This is a genomic window from Sideroxydans lithotrophicus ES-1 (assembly GCF_000025705.1).
Taxonomy (GTDB): domain Bacteria; phylum Pseudomonadota; class Gammaproteobacteria; order Burkholderiales; family Gallionellaceae; genus Sideroxyarcus; species Sideroxyarcus lithotrophicus.
In genome coordinates this window covers 2,277,503-2,295,100 of record NC_013959.1, presented here as the reverse complement: position 1 = coordinate 2,295,100, position 17,598 = coordinate 2,277,503, and the positions used below count along the sequence as shown (strand labels likewise).

The window sequence follows — 17,598 nt, the reverse complement described above, 5'->3', positions numbered from 1 at the left end:
GCTAATCCAAATGTCGGTTAGCAATGTACCAAATCCAATTAGTGCGATGAGCCAATAGCTGATCTTGTATAGCGGTGTGGGTGAGACCGCTATGCGGAACCGATATCGCACATCGGATATCGTGTAGATGATAATGAGTAAGGCAAGTGCAGAGATGAAATCTTTGAACCCGAATATGCTCGCCGTCGAAGTGACGGGAACAAAACAGATGCCCAAGAATGAATTAACACATTGCATAGGGGTGCCCGGGTGGAGCAGCGGGGTCAATGTTACCGGAGTTGAATTCTTTTGGGATGCTTTGCTACACCATCTTTTTCAACTGATAAATCCTCTCCAACGCTTCCTTCGGACTCATCTCATCCGGCTGCAAATCGCGTAGCGCCGACAGCAGCGGATGTTCTTCCGGCTCCGGTGCTTCGGGTGCGGCGGTGAACAGGTCGCCCTGCGGGTTTTGCGCGGCACTGTTCTGTTCCAGTTTCACCAGTTGTTTTTTTGCAGAGCGGATGACGCTGTTCGGCACGCCTGCGAGTGCGGCGACTTGCAGGCCGTAGCTTTGGCTGGCGGCGCCTTCGTTGACAGAGTGCAGGAAGACGATGCTGTGCTGGTGTTCGATGGCGGCGAGGTGGACGTTGGCGAGTTGTTTGAATTCCTCGGCTAGGCGCGTGAGTTCGAAATAGTGGGTGGCGAACAGGGTGTAGCTGCGGTTGAGTTCCAGCAGGTGGCGGGCGATGGCGTAGGCCAAAGCCAAACCGTCGAAGGTGCTGGTGCCGCGGCCGATCTCGTCTACCAGCACCAGGCTCTTGTCGGTGGCGTTGTGCAGGATGTTGGCGGCCTCGGTCATCTCGACCATGAAGGTGGAGCGTCCCGAGGCTAAGTCGTCCGATGCGCCGATGCGGGTGAAGATCTGGTCGATCTCGCCGAGCACGGCTTCCTGTGCGGGCACGAAGCAGCCGACATGCGCGAGCAGCGCGATGATGGCGACCTGGCGCATGTAAGTGGATTTACCGCCCATGTTGGGGCCGGTGATGAGCAGAGTGCGGCGCGCGTCGTTGAGCGTGGTGTCGTTGGGCGTGAACTGGTCTACCTGTGCTTCCACCACCGGATGCCGGCCTTTGACGATGTTGATCTGCGCGTCGTCGGCGAACTGCGGCGCGCTGAAATTCAGCGTGGCAGCGCGCTCGGCGAATGTGGCAAGCACGTCCAGTTCGGCGATGGCGGCAGCGATGCGCTGCAGTTGCGGGATGAACGGCGCGAGTTGGTCGAGCAGTTGTTCGTAGAGGAATTTCTCGCGCGCCAGGGCGCGGTCGTTGGCAGAGAGCGCCTTGTCCTCGAAGGCTTTCAATTCCGGCGTGATGTAGCGCTCGACGTTCTTCAGCGTCTGGCGGCGGCGATAGTCGTCCGGCACCTTGTCTGCATTGGCGAAGCTCACCTCGATGTAGAAGCCGTGCACGCGGTTGTATTCCACCTTCAGCTTGTCGATGCCGGTGCGGGCGCGTTCGCGCAGTTCCAGCTCCATCAGGAAATCGCCGCAGTTGGTCTGGATGCCACGTAGTTCGTCCAGTTCGGGGTCGAAGCCGTCGGCGATGACGGAGCCTTCGCGCAACACGGAAGAGGGTTCGGGTTTGATGGTTTTCTGAAGCAACTCAACCAATGTGTGATCGGCAACCAGGGCGTCGGCCAGCTGCTGGATGAGCGCGGCATCGCACCGCGCCAGCGCGGCGTGCAGTTGCGGCAAGGTGAGCAGCGTGTCGCGCAGGCCGGACAGGTCGCGTGGACGGGCCGATCTTAATGCGATGCGTGCGGTGATGCGTTCTACATCGACGCTGGGTTTGAGCTGGTCGTGGACTTGGGGGTAAAGCTCCCTCGCCCCTTGGGAGAGGGCTGGGGTGAGGGAACTCTCGGTGTGTACTTCACCATTTCTTCCCTCACCCCCAGCCCCTCTCCCTGAGGGCGAGGGGAGTAAGAGTTGTTCGACCGCTTCCAGCCTTGCTCCCAGCACGTTTCGGTCGCGCAGCGGATGATGCAGCCAGTTCGCCAGCAATCTGCTGCCCATGTTGGTGGCGCAGGTGTCGAGCAGCGAGAGCAGGGTGGGCGCAGGCTCGCCGCGCAGTGTCTGGGTGATCTCCAGATTGCGCCGGGTGGCGGCGTCCATGCGCACATAACGGTCTGCGCTGTAGACCTGCACGCTGCGGATATGGCTGATGCTCTGGCCCTGGGTGAGCTTGGCGTAGCCCAGCAATGCGCCCGCAGCTTCCAGTCCAACCGTGTAATCGTCGCAGCCGAAACCGGCGAGGTCGATGGTGGCGAATTGCTGGCACAGGCCGCGGCGAGCCGTTTCAAGGTCGAAATGCCAGACTGGCAATGTCTTGAAAGCCGCATGAATACTTGCTTGCAGGGCAGCATCTTCGGCGTGCAGGATCTCGGAAGGCTGCAGGCGTTCCAGTTCGGCGGCGAGGTTGTCGGTGGCGGTCTCGCACACGAAGAACTGGCCGGAGGCGAGGTTCAGCCAGGCCAGGCCCAGCTTGCCGCTGCGCTGGTGTAGCGCCAGCAGCAGGTTGTCGCGCTTCTCTTCCAGCAGGGCTGAGTCGGTGACAGTGCCGGGGGTGACGATGCGCACCACCTTGCGTTCGACCGGGCCTTTGCTGGTGGCGGGGTCGCCGATCTGCTCGCATATCGCCACAGACTCGCCCATCTTCACCAGCCGTGCCAGATATTGCTCGGCGGCGTGGTAGGGCACGCCCGCCATCTTGATCGGCGATCCGTTGGAGGCGCCGCGCTGCGTCAGCGTGATGTCGAGCAGCTTGGCCGCGCGCACGGCGTCGTCATGGAACAGCTCGTAGAAATCGCCCATGCGGTAGAACAGCAGTTTGTCGTTGTGTTCGGCCTTGATGCGGAGATACTGCTGCATCATGGGTGTATGGCTGGATTTTTCCGGGGCGTTCATGCGGCGAGACTCAGCTTATCTTGACCACGATGTCGTGCAGTGTGTTGGCGCATTGCGCCATGTGATGGGCGGCATTGGTCAGGTGGCGGTAGATCTCGCGGCGCTTGAACATGTTGACGTAGTCGCTGCCCTCGAACAGGGTCGACAGGGCAAAACGGTATTTTTTTTCGGCATGGCGTTCGGCTTTGCGCGCTGCGTCAGCGTCCGCTGCAGCGGAGGCGGGGGAGGTGCCGAGCTTGGCGTAGCCTTTGGACAGCGCATCGACGCCTTCCTTGATGCAGTGCGAGATGTCGCGCATGAACTGGTCCGAGGTGACGGCGAGCACGTCCATCTCGTGCACGGTGGTCTTGCAGTACATCACGATGTCGTCGAGCGCGACGATGGCGCGGTAGATATCCTCGCGGTCGATCGGGGTGGAGAAGGCATCATTGAGTTCGTGCAGGTTGCGCACCTTGATCAGGTCGGCTTCGTGCACGTTCTGCTTGAGCGCTTCGGCGACCGTCGGGTCGTTGTGTTCCATGTATTCGACCAGCAGGTTGACGGTGTGCGCGACCTTGAGCGTTTGCTCGGTGAGCATCTGGAAGAAATCCGGCACCTTGGGGAATACCCGGTCGAGGATGCGTGCAAGCAGGAATTTGGAGGCTGGATTGGCTTTGGTCATTTGTTGTTCTCAGACGAATGCTCGGATGACAAGATAGCAGCTAATCGACATCAATGCCGCACCGGGGATGGTGATCACCCAGGTGGTGGCGATCTCGGTCGCCTTGCCCCAGCGCACGGCCTTCGGGCGTTCCGAAGCGCCGATGCCCATGATGGAGGATGCGACCACATGGGTGGTGGAGACGGGGGCGCCGAACAGCGAGGAACTGAAGATCACGCTGGCGGCGGTCATCTGCGAATCCAGTGCATGCAGGGGGCGGATCTTGTAGATCGAAAAGCCCAGTGTGCGCACGATCTGCCAGCCGCCGGAGAGGATGCCCAGCGTGATGGTCAGGGAGCAGGCGACGATCACCCAGAACGGCACGGCGAAGGTGGGGATGAAGCCGCCCAGCAGCAGCACGAGCGTGAGGATGCCCATGCTCTTTTGTCCGTCGTTGGCGCCGTGCGAAAAGGCCAGTCCGGCCGAGGTCACGTATTGCAGATGGCGCAGGTCGCGGTTGATGGAAGGATGTGCGCCGCGCAACAGGCGCAGCATGATCTTGTGCAACAGGTAACCGATGCCGAAGCCGATGATGGGCGACAGGATCAGCGCGGCGATCACTTTGGCGACACCGCTCAGGTGGCCGTGCAGCAGGTCGCTGAAGCCCCAGGCGACATGGTGCGATCCGGCGGCGACCATGACCACGCCTGCCAGACCGCCGACGAGTGCATGTGACGAAGAAGAGGGGATGCCGAACCACCAGGTCAGCAGGTTCCACGCGATGGCGCCGATCAAGCCGCACAGCACGATGGTCAGGGCAAGCACGCGGTCGATATCGCCCAGCGATACGAATGTGCCGATGGTGTCGGCTACCGCAGTGCCGCCGAGCAGGGGGCCGAGGAATTCGAAGAAGGCCACCAGCAGCACGGACTGCACCGGCGTCATCGCGCGCGAGGCGATGAGTGTGGCGATGATGTTGGCGGCGTCATGGAATCCGTTGGTGTACTCGAAGATCAGCACGATGGCGATGGTCGAGATCGCGAGGACGAGAATGGTTGAATCCATGGGGGCCGTCGTAAGCTCGTCTGCGTTAGCCTTTCAGGCCGGGTGTCAGATACGGCGAGATGATATGCAGCAGGTGCTGATGGATGTCGGGGTTGCCAGCACAGATATGGCCGCTCTTGAGGTATGTGTCCGATCCATGCAGGTCGCTGACCATGCCGCCCGCTTCGGTGATGAGCAGGCATCCGGCAGCCATGTCCCAGGGTTTCAGTCCAGTCTCGAAGAAGCCATCGTAACGGCCGGCGGCTGTCCACGCGAGATCCAGCGAGGCGGCGCCGGGGCGTCGTATGCCCGAACTTTTTTGCATGACATCGCGGACGATGCCCATATAGGCATCCATGTGTTCGAAGCTGCTATACGGGAAACCGGTGCCGATCAGGGCGTCCGCCATCTCTTTGCGTTTGCTGACGCGCAGACGTTTGTCGTTGAGGAAAGCGCCGCGACCGCGGGTGGCGGTGAACAGGTCGTTCTTGGTCGGGTCGTACACCACGGCCTGGGTCATTATGCCGTTGTGCTGCAGGCCGATGGAGACTGCATACTGCGGCACGCCATGCAGAAAATTGGTGGTGCCATCGAGCGGATCGATGATCCACACGTATTCCGACTCGCCTTGGGCGCCGCTCTCTTCTGCTAGAATCGCGTGGCTGGGATAGGCTTCCTTCAAGGCTTCGATGATGATGCGCTCGGCGGCGCGGTCGACTTCGCTGACGTAATCCGCGTGGGATTTCTTGGTCACGGTGAGGTGATCGAGGTTGTCGGCGGCACGGTAGATCAGTTTGCCTGCGCGAATGGCGGCCTTCACCGCGATGTTGAGCATGGGGTGCATATATGTACGACCTTTTTAATGAGCACGGAACTTTGGTTAACCTGCTGCGCGACTTGATTTACCCGCAAGGGGCAGGCCGGTGGGTGCCCGGCGGTTACATCGCCACCCATCCGCTCGCTGCGTTGCGCGGTGCTCGAAACACTCGCCTATCTGTCAGATATGTCTCGTGTTCTGCGCTCCACGCGCCTTGCACTCAAGCCGCTCGCGACGGTTGCCCGAAGTTCCGATTGATTTAACCAGCCCGTATTTTAGTTGGTATTGCGTTTTGAATAAACCTAATCCTTTAGAGAATGTCCGTGTGGTGCTCAGCCACACCACCCATCCTGGCAACATCGGCGCGGCTGCGCGGGCGATGAAGACCATGGGGTTGCAGCATCTGTACTTGATCAATCCGCGTTATTTCCCCGATGCACAGGCGACGGCGATGGCTGCCGGTGCGGACGATGTCCTGCAGAGTGCGGTGGTGTGCAGTTCCATCGACGAGGCGCTGCAAGGCGTGGTGTTCACCGTGGCGATGACGGCGCGCCTGCGCGACATCTCCATTGAGGTGAAGGCGCCGCGCGAGGCGATGCCGGAAGTGTTGCAGCATGCTGCCAGCAATCCGGTGGCCCTGTTGTTCGGCACCGAGATGTCCGGCCTGACCAACGAAGAGATGGGCAAGGCGCAGCTGGGCGTGAACATTCCGGCGAACCCCGATTTCTCTTCGCTCAATATCGCGGCGGCGGTGCAAGTGATGGCCTATGAGCTGAACGTGGCGGCACAGAGCTTTACCCCGGCCATCCCGCAGATCGAACCTGCCACGCATGAACGTGTCGAAGGTTTGTATGCACATCTCGAAAAGACGCTGTTCGAGATCGGTTTCTTCACCACGCAGAATCCGGCGCGGTTGATGCAGCGTCTGCGTCGCCTGTACTCGCGTACCCGGCTGGAGGATGAGGAGATCAATATCCTGCGCGGCATGCTGACCGTGGCAACCGAGTACAATGCCCGTCTGAGAAAACGCTATCTGGAAGAGCACAAAGATGTTTAAAAATATTCGCGAAGACATCGCCAGCGTATTCGACCGCGATCCGGCGGCGCGCAATACTTTCGAGGTGCTGACCTGCTATCCGGGGCTGCATGCGCGCATCTTCCATCGCATGTCCAACACGCTGTGGCACGTCGGCCTGAAATGGCTGGCGCGTTTCATCTCGCACTTCGCGCGCTGGTTCACCGGCATCGAGATACATCCCGGGGCGACCATCGGGCGGCGCTTCTTCATCGACCATGGCATGGGCGTGGTGATCGGCGAGACTGCCGAGATCGGCGACGATGTGACCATGTATCACGGCGTGACGCTGGGCGGTACTTCGTGGAAAGAGGGCAAGCGCCATCCGACACTGGGCAACGGCGTGGTGATCGGCGCCGGCGCCAAGGTGCTCGGCCCGATCCATATCGGCGATGGCGCCAAGATCGGTTCCAATGCCGTGGTGGTGAAGGACGTGCCCGCGGGCGCGACGGCTGCCGGTATCCCCGCGCGCATCCTGGATGAGGAGAAGAAGGCCGACCATGGCTTCAAGGCCTATGCCATCGGCAACGACCAGAACGATCCGGTCGCCAAGACCCTGCACGGTTTGATCGGGCATAGCGTCACTGTCGATCAGCGCATCGACTTCATTCTGCAGCAGCTGGAAAAGATGGGCGTGCGCGTGGAAGAAGAGCGTGCCACCGCCGATAAATTCGATCCGAACCATCTAAATAAGATAGTCGATTAAAAGAAGTTGATTAAAAGAATCAGGTATTCTATGATGCCCTCAGAAGTTAGAGGGATAACGCCCTCAAAATGCGAATGGGTAACGGGCGGCAGTTCGCCGCATCTGGTTTAATTTGAAGAAGGGGAATGTTATGCGACTCACGACGAAAGGGCGGTTTGCAGTAACGGCAATGGTGGATCTGGCGATGCGCGGCGGCAAGGGCCCCGTGACGCTGGCAGGAATCAGCGAGCGGCAGAAGATCTCGCTGTCTTATCTGGAGCAGTTGTTCGGCAAGTTGCGCCGCAACAATGTGGTGGCCAGCGTGCGCGGTCCGGGTGGCGGCTATTGTCTGGCGCGCCCTGCGAACAAGATATCGATGGTAGATATCATCACTGCCGTGGATGAGGCGCTGGACGCAACGCAATGCGGGACGCGAGGCAATTGTGCAGACGGCAAACCTTGTCTGACCCATGATCTGTGGTTTGGCCTGAATGAGGCGATCCACGAATATCTGAGCAAGATCAATCTTCAGCAACTGGTCGACGGTCAGATTCAGAGCAAGGCTGGCGTTTCCGAGATCGCTCCCATCACGATGGCGACGAAGGCCGACACTGCTGCACGAGTGCCTGCTTGATATAAAACTGATTGACTACTGCCTTCTGACTGTCCCGGCAAAACACGCCGGGCGAGTCGTTGGTTATAGGCAGCTGGCTTGACCGGCAAAGATGCCGGGTCAACTCATTGGTTACAGGAGGAATGTAATGAAGCTGCATTTGCCGATCTATATGGATTATTCCGCAACCACACCGGTCGATCCGCGCGTGGCCGAGGCGATGATCCCGTATCTCACCGAGAAATTCGGTAATCCCGCCTCTCGTTCGCATTCTTTCGGCTGGGCGGCGGATGAAGCGGTGGAGCGTGCGCGCGAGCAGGTTGCTGCTTTGGTCAATGCCGATCCGAAAGAGATCGTGTGGACCTCGGGTGCGACCGAATCGAACAATCTTGCCCTGAAGGGCGCGGCGCATTTTTACGCGGACAAGGGCAAGCATATCGTCACCGTGCAGACCGAGCACAAGGCCGTGCTGGATACCGTGCGCGAACTGGAACGGCAGGGATTCGCTGCCACTTATCTGGATCCCGAGCCGAATGGTTTGCTCGACCTGGACAAGTTCAAGGCTTCGCTGCGTCCGGATACCACGCTGGTGTCGGTGATGCTGGTGAACAACGAGATCGGAGTGATCCAGGATGTTGCCACCATCGGCGAGATATGCCGCGAGCGCGGCATCCTGTTCCACGTCGATGCGGCGCAGGGGACCGGCAAGGTGGGTATCGATCTGCAAAAGCTCAAAATCGACCTGATGTCGTTCTCGGCGCACAAGACCTACGGCCCGAAAGGCATCGGTGCTCTGTATGTGCGGCGCAAACCGCGTGTGCGTCTGGAAGCGCAGATGCATGGCGGCGGACATGAGCGCGGTTTCCGTTCCGGCACATTGCCGACGCACCAGATCGTCGGCATGGGCGAGGCGTTCCGCATCGCCAAAGAAGAGATGGCAAGCGAGAACGAGCGCATCCGCATGTTGCGCGACCGCTTGTGGAAGGGGTTGTCCGGCATGGAAGAGGTCTACCTCAATGGCGATATGGAACACCGCGTGCCGCACAATCTGAATGTGAGCTTCAACTTCGTCGAGGGTGAGTCGCTCATCATGGCGGTCAAGGATGTCGCGGTTTCCAGCGGCTCCGCCTGTACCTCGGCCAGCCTGGAGCCTTCCTACGTGCTGCGTGCTCTGGGGCGCAACGATGAATTGGCGCACAGCTCGATCCGTTTCACGGTCGGACGTTTCACCACGGTGGAAGAGGTTGATTACACAGTGAAACTGCTGCAGGAAAAGATTGCCAAACTTCGTGACTTATCCCCCTTATGGGATATGTACAAGGATGGCATAGATATGAATACTGTGCAGTGGGCTGCACATTAAGGAGGACATAATGGCTTACAGCGAAAAAGTACTGGATCACTACGAACATCCGCGCAACGTCGGTTCCCTGGATAAGGACGACGCATATGTCGGCACCGGCATGGTCGGTGCGCCGGCATGCGGCGATGTGATGAAGCTGCAGATCAAGGTCGGCAAGGACGGTCTCATCGAAGATGCCAAATTCAAGACTTACGGTTGCGGGTCGGCTATCGCATCCAGCTCGCTCGTCACCGAGTGGGTCAAAGGCAAGACAGTCGATCAGGCGCTGGCGATCAAGAACACCCACATCGCCGAAGAGCTGGCATTGCCGCCGGTGAAGATACACTGTTCGATCCTGGCGGAAGATGCGATCAAGGCGGCAGTGGCGGATTACAAGGCAAAGAATGGCGCAACGCTGGAGACAGCAGCCTGTAACGGCAATAAATGACTGGAGCTCAGCATGACCATCTCGTTGACTGAAAATGCGGCGAAACATGTGCAGAATTTCCTGGCCAAACGCGGCAAGGGCGTCGGTCTGCGTCTCGGCGTGCGCACCAGCGGTTGTTCCGGCATGGCCTACAAGCTGGAGTTCGCCGATGCGGTCGATAGCGAAGACCTGCAGTTCGTCAGCAACGGTGTGACCGTGCTGGTCGACCAGCACAGCCTGCCCTATATCGACGGCATGGAACTCGATTACACGCGCGAGGGGTTGAACGAGGGGTTCAAGTTCAACAATCCGAACGTGAAGGATCAGTGCGGCTGCGGGGAAAGCTTCAAGGTTTGATGAATATTCTGACGTTGGATTTCCAGCAGGATCACTTCCAGCTCTTCAACTTACCTTCATTATTCAAGATCGACAGTGCCGCGCTGGAGAGAAGCTTCCTTGAGCTGCAGGCGCAAGTCCACCCCGATAAATTTGCTCATCTTTCCGAGGCGGAGCGCCGCCTTTCCATGCAATGGGCGACCCGTGTCAACGAGGGATACCAGACTCTCCGCAATCCGCAGAGCCGCGCGCGCTATTTGTTGTCGCTGCATGGCGTGGACACGCAGGAGGAGAGCAACACGGCGATGCCGACCGATTTCCTGATGCAGCAGATGGAATGGCGCGAAGCGCTGGAAGCAGCAAGGCAGGCGAAAGACAATTCGGCACTGGAAGAGCTGGAACAGCGCATGCAGCATGAGGTGCGGAATCTGCAACAGCAACTCGCTATCGATATGGACGAGACTCGCGATTACACCGCAGCTTCCGGTATAGTTCGCAAGCTCAGATTTCTAGAGAAACTGGCGGAAGAGATCGGTTCCGCGTTCGACGAATTAGATTCTTAAACAACAATAATGGCACTGTTGCAAATCGCAGAACCCGGCCTCAGCGCCGCTCCCCATCAGCATCGGCTGGCGGTCGGCATCGACCTCGGTACGACCAATTCACTTGTGGCGACCGTGCGCAACGGCATCAGCACGGTGCTGAATGACATTCACGGCTGTGCGTTGCTGCCTTCGGTGGTGCGTTATGCGCCGGATGGCAGTGTCCAAGTCGGCCAGGAAGCCCAGGCCGTGCAGAGCGAAGATCCGCAAAACACCATCGTTTCGGTCAAGCGCTTCATGGGGCGCAGCCTCAAGGACGTGGGCGAAGTCGGCAACCTGCCGTATCGCTTCGTCGACGCGCCCGGCATGCTGCAATTGCGCACCGTTGCCGGCATCAAGAGTCCCGTAGAAGTTTCGGCCGAGATACTCAAGGTGTTGCGCGAGCGGGCCGAGCTATCGCTGGGTGGGGAGTTGGTCGGCGCGGTGATCACTGTGCCAGCCTACTTCGACGATGCCCAGCGCCAGGCCACCAAGGATGCAGCCAGACTGGCGGGGCTCAACGTGCTGAGGCTCCTCAACGAGCCCACTGCCGCTGCCATCGCCTATGGGCTGGATAACGCTGCCGAAGGCGTGTATGCAGTGTTCGACCTCGGCGGCGGCACCTTCGACATATCGATCCTGAGGCTTTCCAAGGGGGTGTTCGAAGTGCTGTCCACCAACGGCGATTCGGCCCTGGGCGGCGACGATTTCGACCATCGCATCTATTGCTGGATGCTGGAGAAGGCCGGCATGTCCGCCCTGAGTGCGCATGACACGCGCTTGCTGCTGACGCATGCGCGCGGTGCCAAGGAGCAGCTTACCGAACTGCCGCAGACACAGATCACCGCGGTGATGGGCCAGGGCGAGCTGGTCGATCTGACGCTCAAACGCGATGACTTTTACGAAATGACGCAGAACCTGGTGGCGCGCACCTTGCAGGCTACGCGCCGCGCCTTGCGCGATGCCAGGCTGAAAGTGGAAGACATCAAGGGCGTCGTGATGGTTGGCGGCTCGACCCGCATGCCGCAAGTGCAGCACGCGGTAGGGGAGTTCTTCAAACAGGTTCCGCTGAACAATCTCGACCCGGACAAGGTCGTTGCCCTGGGGGCCGCGATCCAGGCCAATGTGCTGGCTGGCAATCGCGGCGGGGACGACTGGCTGCTGCTGGATGTGATTCCGCTGAGCCTGGGCATCGAGACCATGGGCGGGTTGGTCGAGAAGATCATTCCGCGCAACAGCACGATACCCAATGCGCGTGCGCAGGAATTCACGACCTACAAGGATGGACAGACCGCCATGAGCATCCACGTGGTGCAGGGCGAACGCGAATTGGTGAGCGATTGCCGCTCGCTGGCGAAATTCGAGCTGCGCGGCATTCCGCCGATGGTGGCCGGCTCTGCGCGCATCCGCGTTACTTTCCAGGTGGATGCCGATGGCCTGCTCAGCGTTTCGGCGCGCGAGATGGCCAGCGGCACCGAAGCGAACATCACGGTCAAACCCTCCTACGGTCTGAGCGATGAGGAGATCGCCCGCATGCTGCAGGATTCCACCCGCCACGCACACGATGACATGAAGGCACGAGCTTTGCGCGAGCAGCAGACCGAGGCAGCGCAATTGCTCGAGGCGGTGGATAATGCGCTGCAGCAGGATGGCGATGCGTTGCTGGATGCTGAAGCGCAGGTGCGCATCCGCCGCAGCATGGATGCCTTGAGGGTGGTACTCGGCGGCAGTGACCATCAGGCGATCAAACGGGCCGTCGAGGCGTTGAACATGGCGACGACCGAGTTCGCCCAGCGCCGCATGGATCAAAGTGTGAAACATGCGCTGACCGGACATAGACTGGCCGACTTGGAGAGGTGACATGACTCAGATCATCGTTTTGCCGCATGTGGAGTTGTGCCCGAAAGGTGCACTGTTCGAGGTCGAGCCCGGTATTTCCATCTGCGATGCGCTGCTGGAGCACGACATCGAGATCGAGCATGCCTGCGAAAAATCCTGCGCCTGCACGACTTGCCACGTCATCGTGCGCGAAGGGTTTGACAGCCTGGAGGAAGCGACTGAGCAGGAAGAGGATCTGCTGGACAAGGCGTGGGGGCTGGAATCCAACTCGCGCCTGAGCTGTCAGACCATCGTCGGCAAACAGGATCTGGTGGTCGAGATACCCAAGTACACCATCAACATGGCGAAGGAAGGTCACTCAAAATGAGAGTCCCCATAAATTTACTGCGCAATTTGAAAACTGCGTTGCACCAACGGTACGCAATCCGCTATCTGGCAAGCCAGATGCGGAATTGTCTGCGCGGTGCTCGAAATCCTCATGTACTAGCTGTACATTCCGGTTTCTGCGCTCCGTGCGCCTTGCTTTCGAACTGCTCGCTACAATTTACTGGGGCTCTCATATGAAATGGATAGACGTCCGCGATATCGCGATCGCATTGGCCGAAAAATATCCCGACATCGACCCGAGCAAGGTGCGCTTCGTCGATCTGCACAATTACGTGGTCGATCTTGATGGTTTCGATGACGACCACAGCCGCGGCGGCGAGAAGGTGCTGGAGGCTATTCAGACTGCATGGATGGATGAGGCATGAGTGGCATGCTGAAATATTGGGATAGCATGTCAAAACGCTGGCTGTACCTCGCCGGTGCGCTGGTGGTGGGGGCCTTGTTCTGCTCGGCACTGTATCTGCAATACGTATTGCGTCAGGAACCCTGTCCGCTGTGCATGATACAGCGGGTGATCTTCATCGTCATCGGCGTGCTGTTCTTCATCGCCGCCTTGTTCAATGCCGGCAGGGTCGGTAGCCGGATCTACTCGGCCCTGATCGCCCTCTTCGCTGCAGGTGGCATAGCCGTCGCCGGACGCCATATCTGGATACAGCATCTGCCCAAGGATCAGATTCCTGCCTGCGGTCCCGGACTCGATTTCATGCTGAAGCATTTCCCGATGTCCGATGTGTTGCAGGAGCTGATGCACGGCTCCGGCGAATGCGCCGCCAAGGGGTGGACGTTCCTGACACTCGGCATTCCGGAGTGGTCTTTGATCTGGTACATCCTGCTGGGCGTGTTTGCGCTGTTCGTCGGCTGGAAGAAACGCTGATCACTCAGTGATCCTGGATACGACGCGCCGCACGAACGGTGCGACCACCAGTACGGAAGGGAAGGCGACAGGCCATGCCGTGATGAATCCCCGTAGCCAGCGCCTGAAGAATTCCTGGTCGTAACCCTGGTTGATCAGCACCACCGTGCCCGAGATGATGGTGACCATGATGACGGAGAGCATGCCTCCGAAAAGCACATGGCTGTATCTCGCCGGTATCTTCATTATTGGCCTCTTATAGAATTTGCCAAGGCAGCGGGTCATGAGTCACGGCCACGCTCACCATGTAAAAGAACAGCAGTTGCGCCATCAGCCAAGAGATGAGTCGGACCCGTTTTGTCTTGCCCAGCTTCAATGCCATCATACCGACGGCGATATATAGCAGTAATGCAACGATCTTGGCTGCAAGCCATGGCGCTGCAAGCGGCGAGATGCCGAGTTGCCAGGCCAGTGTGATCGCACTAAGGATCAGTGCGGTGTCCACGATATGCGGCGCGACTTTCACCCAATGCTGCTGCAGCGATGAAGAGTCGCGAAGCATCCACACCCCTCTCAGGAAGAACAGCGAATAGCTGAGGATCACACAGCCGATGTGGACAAGTTTGAGTAAGGGCATATCCAGGATGAAATGGGGCAGATATCGATCCGCCAACATGCGGTCAACGTGGTCTTAGAAGCGCTTGATCATGATGCGTCGCAGCAGGCTGTCCTTGACGATGAACTGGTGATAAAGCGCTGCCGCAATATGGAACGCAACCAGTAACAGCATCAATGCGATGAACAATTGATGGAATTCAAAGGATTTGACCTTGTCGAAATCCGGAATGAGATTCGGGTCGCCTTTCTTCAATGCATCGAGCACGCCTGAGGTCAGGGCGGTAACGCCGCCGGCAATGGTCACGCCGATGACGGAAAGATTCAGCAGTCCGTGCGTGGCTGCGGCGAGCTTGTTCAGTAAGGGATTGGCGTTGGCCGGAGCAGGTTCGCCGTCTTTTTTCCTGAAATAGATACGCAACACGGTCAGCAGCAGGATGGTGTCGCCAATCAGGAAATGCACCAGAAACATGGGAAACTTTTGTGCTGTGTTCTTGCTTTCATCCAGTTCGTGCCCGAGGAAGAACGCCGCGATGACCAGCAGGAAGATCAGCCAGTGGAGAACTGCGGTGCGTTTGCTGTACTGCTTCATGATCTTGTCCTTTCGGTAAATGAATTTTCCGCATTGTAGCGCATGGGTACGGCTTGCCAAATTGCATGACGGTCACGAGTCATGCAAGTCCCTGGTGTGCTGCAACCAGTTCAACGCACCGGCTCCTGCGGTACGGCCACTGGCAAGGCAGGCGGTGAGCAGGTAACCGCCGGTCGGCGCTTCCCAATCCAGCATCTCGCCTGCGCAGAACATGCCCGGCAAATCTTGCAGCATCAGATCGTCATTCAATGCTTCAAATGTGATGCCGCCTGCCGAGCTGATCGCCTCGCTTAATGGGCGCGCTGCCAGGAGTCGAAGTGGCAAGGACTTGATGGCGTGCGCCAGTACCGTACTGTCGTGCATTTGTTCCGTATTCAGCACTTCGCGCAGCAGATTGGCCTTGGCACCTTTCAAACCCAGGCGGCTTTGCAGATGGGTGGAAAGCGAGCGCGAACCACGCGGATGCGAAACTTCCTTTTGCACGCGTTGCGCAGTCCAGTCCGGCAACAGGTCGAGATAGAGTGTCGCGCTGCCGTTGCGCTCGATCTCGTCGCGCAAGGCGGCTGAGAAAGCATAGACCACCCCGCCTTCGATGCCGTGTTCGGTGATGACGCATTCACCCTGTTTGCGAACGGTGCCCAATGTGGCTGCAATGGATTTCAGCGGTTCGCCGGCAAAATGCTCGCGGAAGTGATCGCTCCAGCGCACATCGAAACCGCAGTTGGCAGGGCGCAACGGTGCGATGTCGATACCGCACTGTGCCAGCAGCGACACCCACGCGCCATCCGAGCCGAGTTGCGGCCAGCTGCCGCCGCCCAATGCCAGCACTGTCGCGCTTGCGATCATGGTGCGTTCGCCTTCGGGTGTGGCGAAGCGCAAAGCCCCATTCTCGCCGAATCCGAGCCAGCGATGGCGCACATGGAAATGCACTCCGTTCTCGCGCAGGCGATGCAGCCAGGCACGCAGCAGCGGCGCAGCCTTCATGTCGGTGGGGAAGACGCGGCCTGAAGTTCCGACGAACGTCTCGATGCCGAGGCCATGTATCCATGCACGCAAAACCTCGGGCGGAAAACCGCGCAGCAGCGGCTCGATGCGATCATGCCGGGAACCGTAGCGTGCAAGAAAATCTTCAAACGGCTCGGCATGGGTGATGTTCATGCCACCCTTGCCTGCCATCAGGAATTTCCGCCCCACACTGGGCATCGCGTCATATACCTCCACACACACGCCGTTTTCTGCGAGCACTTCTGCAGCCATCAGTCCGGCGGGGCCGCCGCCGATGATGGCAACGACAGGGTAAGAAGATTGGGTGCTTGCGGGCATGTGCGGTAAGGTCTTGTCGAGGCGGGCGATTATAGGGCTTAACGGCAGTTCCGGCCGGTATTGGTGGAGGAGCGTATAATGTGTGCACTCAAGCCTGAATACTACGAAGAGAAGATAATTGAACACAGTTAGTTTTGTCGATCTGAAGCTGGCCCCGCCAATCCTCAAGGCACTCACCGAAGCCGGTTACGTCACCCCCACCCCGATCCAGGCGCAAGCCATCCCGCTGGCGCTGGAGGGGCACGACCTGATGGCGGGTGCGCAGACCGGTACGGGCAAGACCGCGGCCTTTGCCTTGCCCATGCTGCAAAAGCTGTTGCCGCATGCCAGCGCCAGCACTTCGCCGGCAAAGCATCCGGTGCGGGCGCTGATTCTGGTGCCGACGCGGGAACTGGCGGTGCAGGTGGAAGAGAGCGTCAAGGCTTATGCCAAACACACGAACCTGCGTTCGCTGGTGGTGTACGGTGGTGTGGATATCAAGACGCAGACTCCGCACCTGAAGACCGGCGTGGAGATACTGGTGGCGACGCCGGGCCGCTTGCTGGACCATATCGAACAGAAAACGGTGCTGTTGAACCAGGTGCAGATGTTGGTGCTGGACGAGGCCGACCGCATGCTGGACATGGGCTTCATGCCGGCGCTGAAACGCATTCTGGCCTTGTTGCCCAGGCAGCGGCAAAGCCTGATGTTCTCCGCGACATTCTCGAACGAGATCAAGAAACTCTCCGAGGATTTCATGAACTACCCGACGCTGATCGAGGTCGCGCGCAGCAACGCGTCGGCCGAGAACATCACGCAGAAGGTCTACCTGGTCGAACAGTCCGGCAAGCATCAGCTGCTGGCACAACTGCTGCGCGGCGACGACGCGAAACAGGTCATCGTGTTCACAAAGACCAAATTGACCGCCAGCCGGCTGGCCAAACAGCTGCAGCGCGAAGGTGTTTCGGCCGATGCCATCCACGGCGACAAGAGCCAGCTGGAACGTATGCAGGCGCTGGATGCGTTCAAGCAGGGCAGGGTCGCCGTGCTGATCGCCACCGATGTGGCAGCGCGTGGACTGGACATCGACAGCCTGCCGATGGTCATCAACTACGAGATACCGCATGCCGCGGAGGATTATGTGCACCGCATCGGTCGCACCGGCCGGGCCGGGGCTTCGGGTACGGCGATCTCGCTGGTGTCGCCGGAAGAAGAGAAATATCTGCTGGAGATCGAGAAGCTGATCAAGAAGGAGATCCAGAAAGAACGGGTGGATATGCCCGCACCCGACGCCCGGCCGCATCGCGCCGAACCTCGTGAACGCAACCGCGAATACCACGCTCCCGCACCGAAGAAACCAAGTCACGATCCCTGGTTCGACAAACCTTATGTGCCGAACATCAGTGCGGAAGCGCCGGTCAAGAAGCCTGAGCCGGTAGTGAACAAACCCAAAGCGCAAATCCCCGCGCTGTTCGTGCGCCGCACCAACTGATCCTGTTTGCACGG

20 protein-coding genes are annotated in these 17,598 nt (G+C 59.2%); 12 read left to right on the top strand and 8 right to left on the bottom strand.

What is annotated here, in order from left to right:
• Positions 1-301: 301 nt before the first annotated feature.
• Genes mutS through SLIT_RS11280 form a run of 4 tightly spaced genes read right to left on the bottom strand, consistent with a single transcriptional unit; the run spans position 302 to position 5,472 of the window.
• Positions 302-2,944, bottom strand: a complete 2,643-nt coding sequence (mutS, locus tag SLIT_RS11295) for a DNA mismatch repair protein MutS (RefSeq protein ID WP_013030388.1) — start codon at positions 2,942-2,944, stop codon at positions 302-304.
• 10 nt (positions 2,945-2,954) lie between these two features.
• Positions 2,955-3,605, bottom strand: a complete 651-nt coding sequence (locus SLIT_RS11290; protein WP_013030387.1) for a DUF47 domain-containing protein — start codon at positions 3,603-3,605, stop codon at positions 2,955-2,957.
• A 9-nt stretch (positions 3,606-3,614) separates the two neighbouring features.
• Positions 3,615-4,649: an inorganic phosphate transporter gene (locus SLIT_RS11285; protein ID WP_013030386.1), complete on the bottom strand. Its 1,035-nt coding sequence runs from the start codon at positions 4,647-4,649 to the stop codon at positions 3,615-3,617.
• Positions 4,650-4,674: 25 nt separating this feature from the next.
• Entirely contained in the window at positions 4,675-5,472 is a 798-nt protein-coding gene (locus tag SLIT_RS11280; RefSeq protein WP_013030385.1) for an inositol monophosphatase family protein, read from the bottom strand.
• A 265-nt stretch (positions 5,473-5,737) separates the two neighbouring features.
• Here SLIT_RS11280 and SLIT_RS11275 point away from each other — a divergent pair, with 265 nt between their 5' ends.
• The 11 genes from SLIT_RS11275 to SLIT_RS11225 all read left to right on the top strand — a co-directional run bounded on the left by SLIT_RS11275 (position 5,738) and on the right by SLIT_RS11225 (position 13,604).
• A complete protein-coding gene (locus SLIT_RS11275) occupies positions 5,738-6,502 on the top strand; it encodes an RNA methyltransferase (RefSeq protein WP_013030384.1) in 765 nt (254 codons plus the stop codon).
• Positions 6,495-7,226 (top strand): serine O-acetyltransferase, encoded by a 732-nt coding sequence (gene cysE / locus SLIT_RS11270; RefSeq protein WP_013030383.1) that lies wholly within the window; start codon positions 6,495-6,497, stop codon positions 7,224-7,226. Before SLIT_RS11275 ends, cysE begins: the two co-directional genes overlap by 8 nt.
• Positions 7,227-7,356: 130 nt before the next feature.
• Entirely contained in the window at positions 7,357-7,839 is a 483-nt protein-coding gene (locus SLIT_RS11265; protein ID WP_013030382.1) for a Fe-S cluster assembly transcription factor, read from the top strand.
• 127 nt (positions 7,840-7,966) lie between these two features.
• Positions 7,967-9,181: an IscS subfamily cysteine desulfurase gene (locus tag SLIT_RS11260; RefSeq protein ID WP_013030381.1), complete on the top strand. Its 1,215-nt coding sequence runs from the start codon at positions 7,967-7,969 to the stop codon at positions 9,179-9,181.
• Between the two features lie 10 nt (positions 9,182-9,191).
• Entirely contained in the window at positions 9,192-9,608 is a 417-nt protein-coding gene (gene iscU / locus SLIT_RS11255) for a Fe-S cluster assembly scaffold IscU (RefSeq protein WP_013030380.1), read from the top strand.
• A 12-nt stretch (positions 9,609-9,620) separates the two neighbouring features.
• The gene (gene iscA / locus SLIT_RS11250) at positions 9,621-9,944 is read left to right on the top strand and encodes an iron-sulfur cluster assembly protein IscA (protein ID WP_013030379.1); all 324 of its coding nucleotides are present in this window, start codon (positions 9,621-9,623) and stop codon (positions 9,942-9,944) included.
• On the top strand, positions 9,944-10,486 hold the full coding sequence (hscB, locus tag SLIT_RS11245) for a Fe-S protein assembly co-chaperone HscB (protein WP_013030378.1): 543 nt from the start codon (positions 9,944-9,946) through the stop codon (positions 10,484-10,486). Before iscA ends, hscB begins: the two co-directional genes overlap by 1 nt.
• A 9-nt stretch (positions 10,487-10,495) precedes the next feature.
• Positions 10,496-12,364 (top strand): Fe-S protein assembly chaperone HscA, encoded by a 1,869-nt coding sequence (gene hscA / locus SLIT_RS11240; RefSeq protein WP_013030377.1) that lies wholly within the window; start codon positions 10,496-10,498, stop codon positions 12,362-12,364.
• 1 nt (position 12,365) lies between these two features.
• Entirely contained in the window at positions 12,366-12,710 is a 345-nt protein-coding gene (gene fdx, locus SLIT_RS11235) for an ISC system 2Fe-2S type ferredoxin (RefSeq protein WP_013030376.1), read from the top strand.
• Positions 12,711-12,903: 193 nt separating this feature from the next.
• A complete protein-coding gene (gene iscX / locus SLIT_RS11230; RefSeq protein WP_013030375.1) occupies positions 12,904-13,095 on the top strand; it encodes a Fe-S cluster assembly protein IscX in 192 nt (63 codons plus the stop codon).
• Positions 13,092-13,604, top strand: coding sequence for a disulfide bond formation protein B (locus tag SLIT_RS11225; RefSeq protein WP_223293794.1), 513 nt, complete (start codon positions 13,092-13,094; stop codon positions 13,602-13,604). The genes iscX and SLIT_RS11225 overlap by 4 nt, the downstream gene beginning before the upstream one ends.
• Here SLIT_RS11225 and SLIT_RS11220 read toward each other — a convergent pair whose 3' ends face one another.
• The 4 genes from SLIT_RS11220 to SLIT_RS11205 form a co-directional block, all read right to left on the bottom strand.
• Positions 13,605-13,829 (bottom strand): DUF2798 domain-containing protein, encoded by a 225-nt coding sequence (locus SLIT_RS11220; RefSeq protein ID WP_013030373.1) that lies wholly within the window; start codon positions 13,827-13,829, stop codon positions 13,605-13,607.
• A 10-nt stretch (positions 13,830-13,839) separates the two neighbouring features.
• Positions 13,840-14,259 (bottom strand): SirB2 family protein, encoded by a 420-nt coding sequence (locus SLIT_RS11215; protein ID WP_013030372.1) that lies wholly within the window; start codon positions 14,257-14,259, stop codon positions 13,840-13,842.
• Between the two features lie 15 nt (positions 14,260-14,274).
• Complete coding sequence (locus SLIT_RS11210; RefSeq protein WP_013030371.1) at positions 14,275-14,790, bottom strand: cytochrome b; 516 nt, start codon at positions 14,788-14,790, stop codon at positions 14,275-14,277.
• A gap of 72 nt (positions 14,791-14,862) precedes the next feature.
• Positions 14,863-16,113: a TIGR03862 family flavoprotein gene (locus SLIT_RS11205; protein WP_013030370.1), complete on the bottom strand. Its 1,251-nt coding sequence runs from the start codon at positions 16,111-16,113 to the stop codon at positions 14,863-14,865.
• 118 nt (positions 16,114-16,231) lie between these two features.
• Between SLIT_RS11205 and SLIT_RS11200 the strand changes: the two genes are divergently transcribed.
• Complete coding sequence (locus SLIT_RS11200) at positions 16,232-17,584, top strand: DEAD/DEAH box helicase (protein WP_013030369.1); 1,353 nt, start codon at positions 16,232-16,234, stop codon at positions 17,582-17,584.
• Positions 17,585-17,598: the final 14 nt, after the last annotated feature.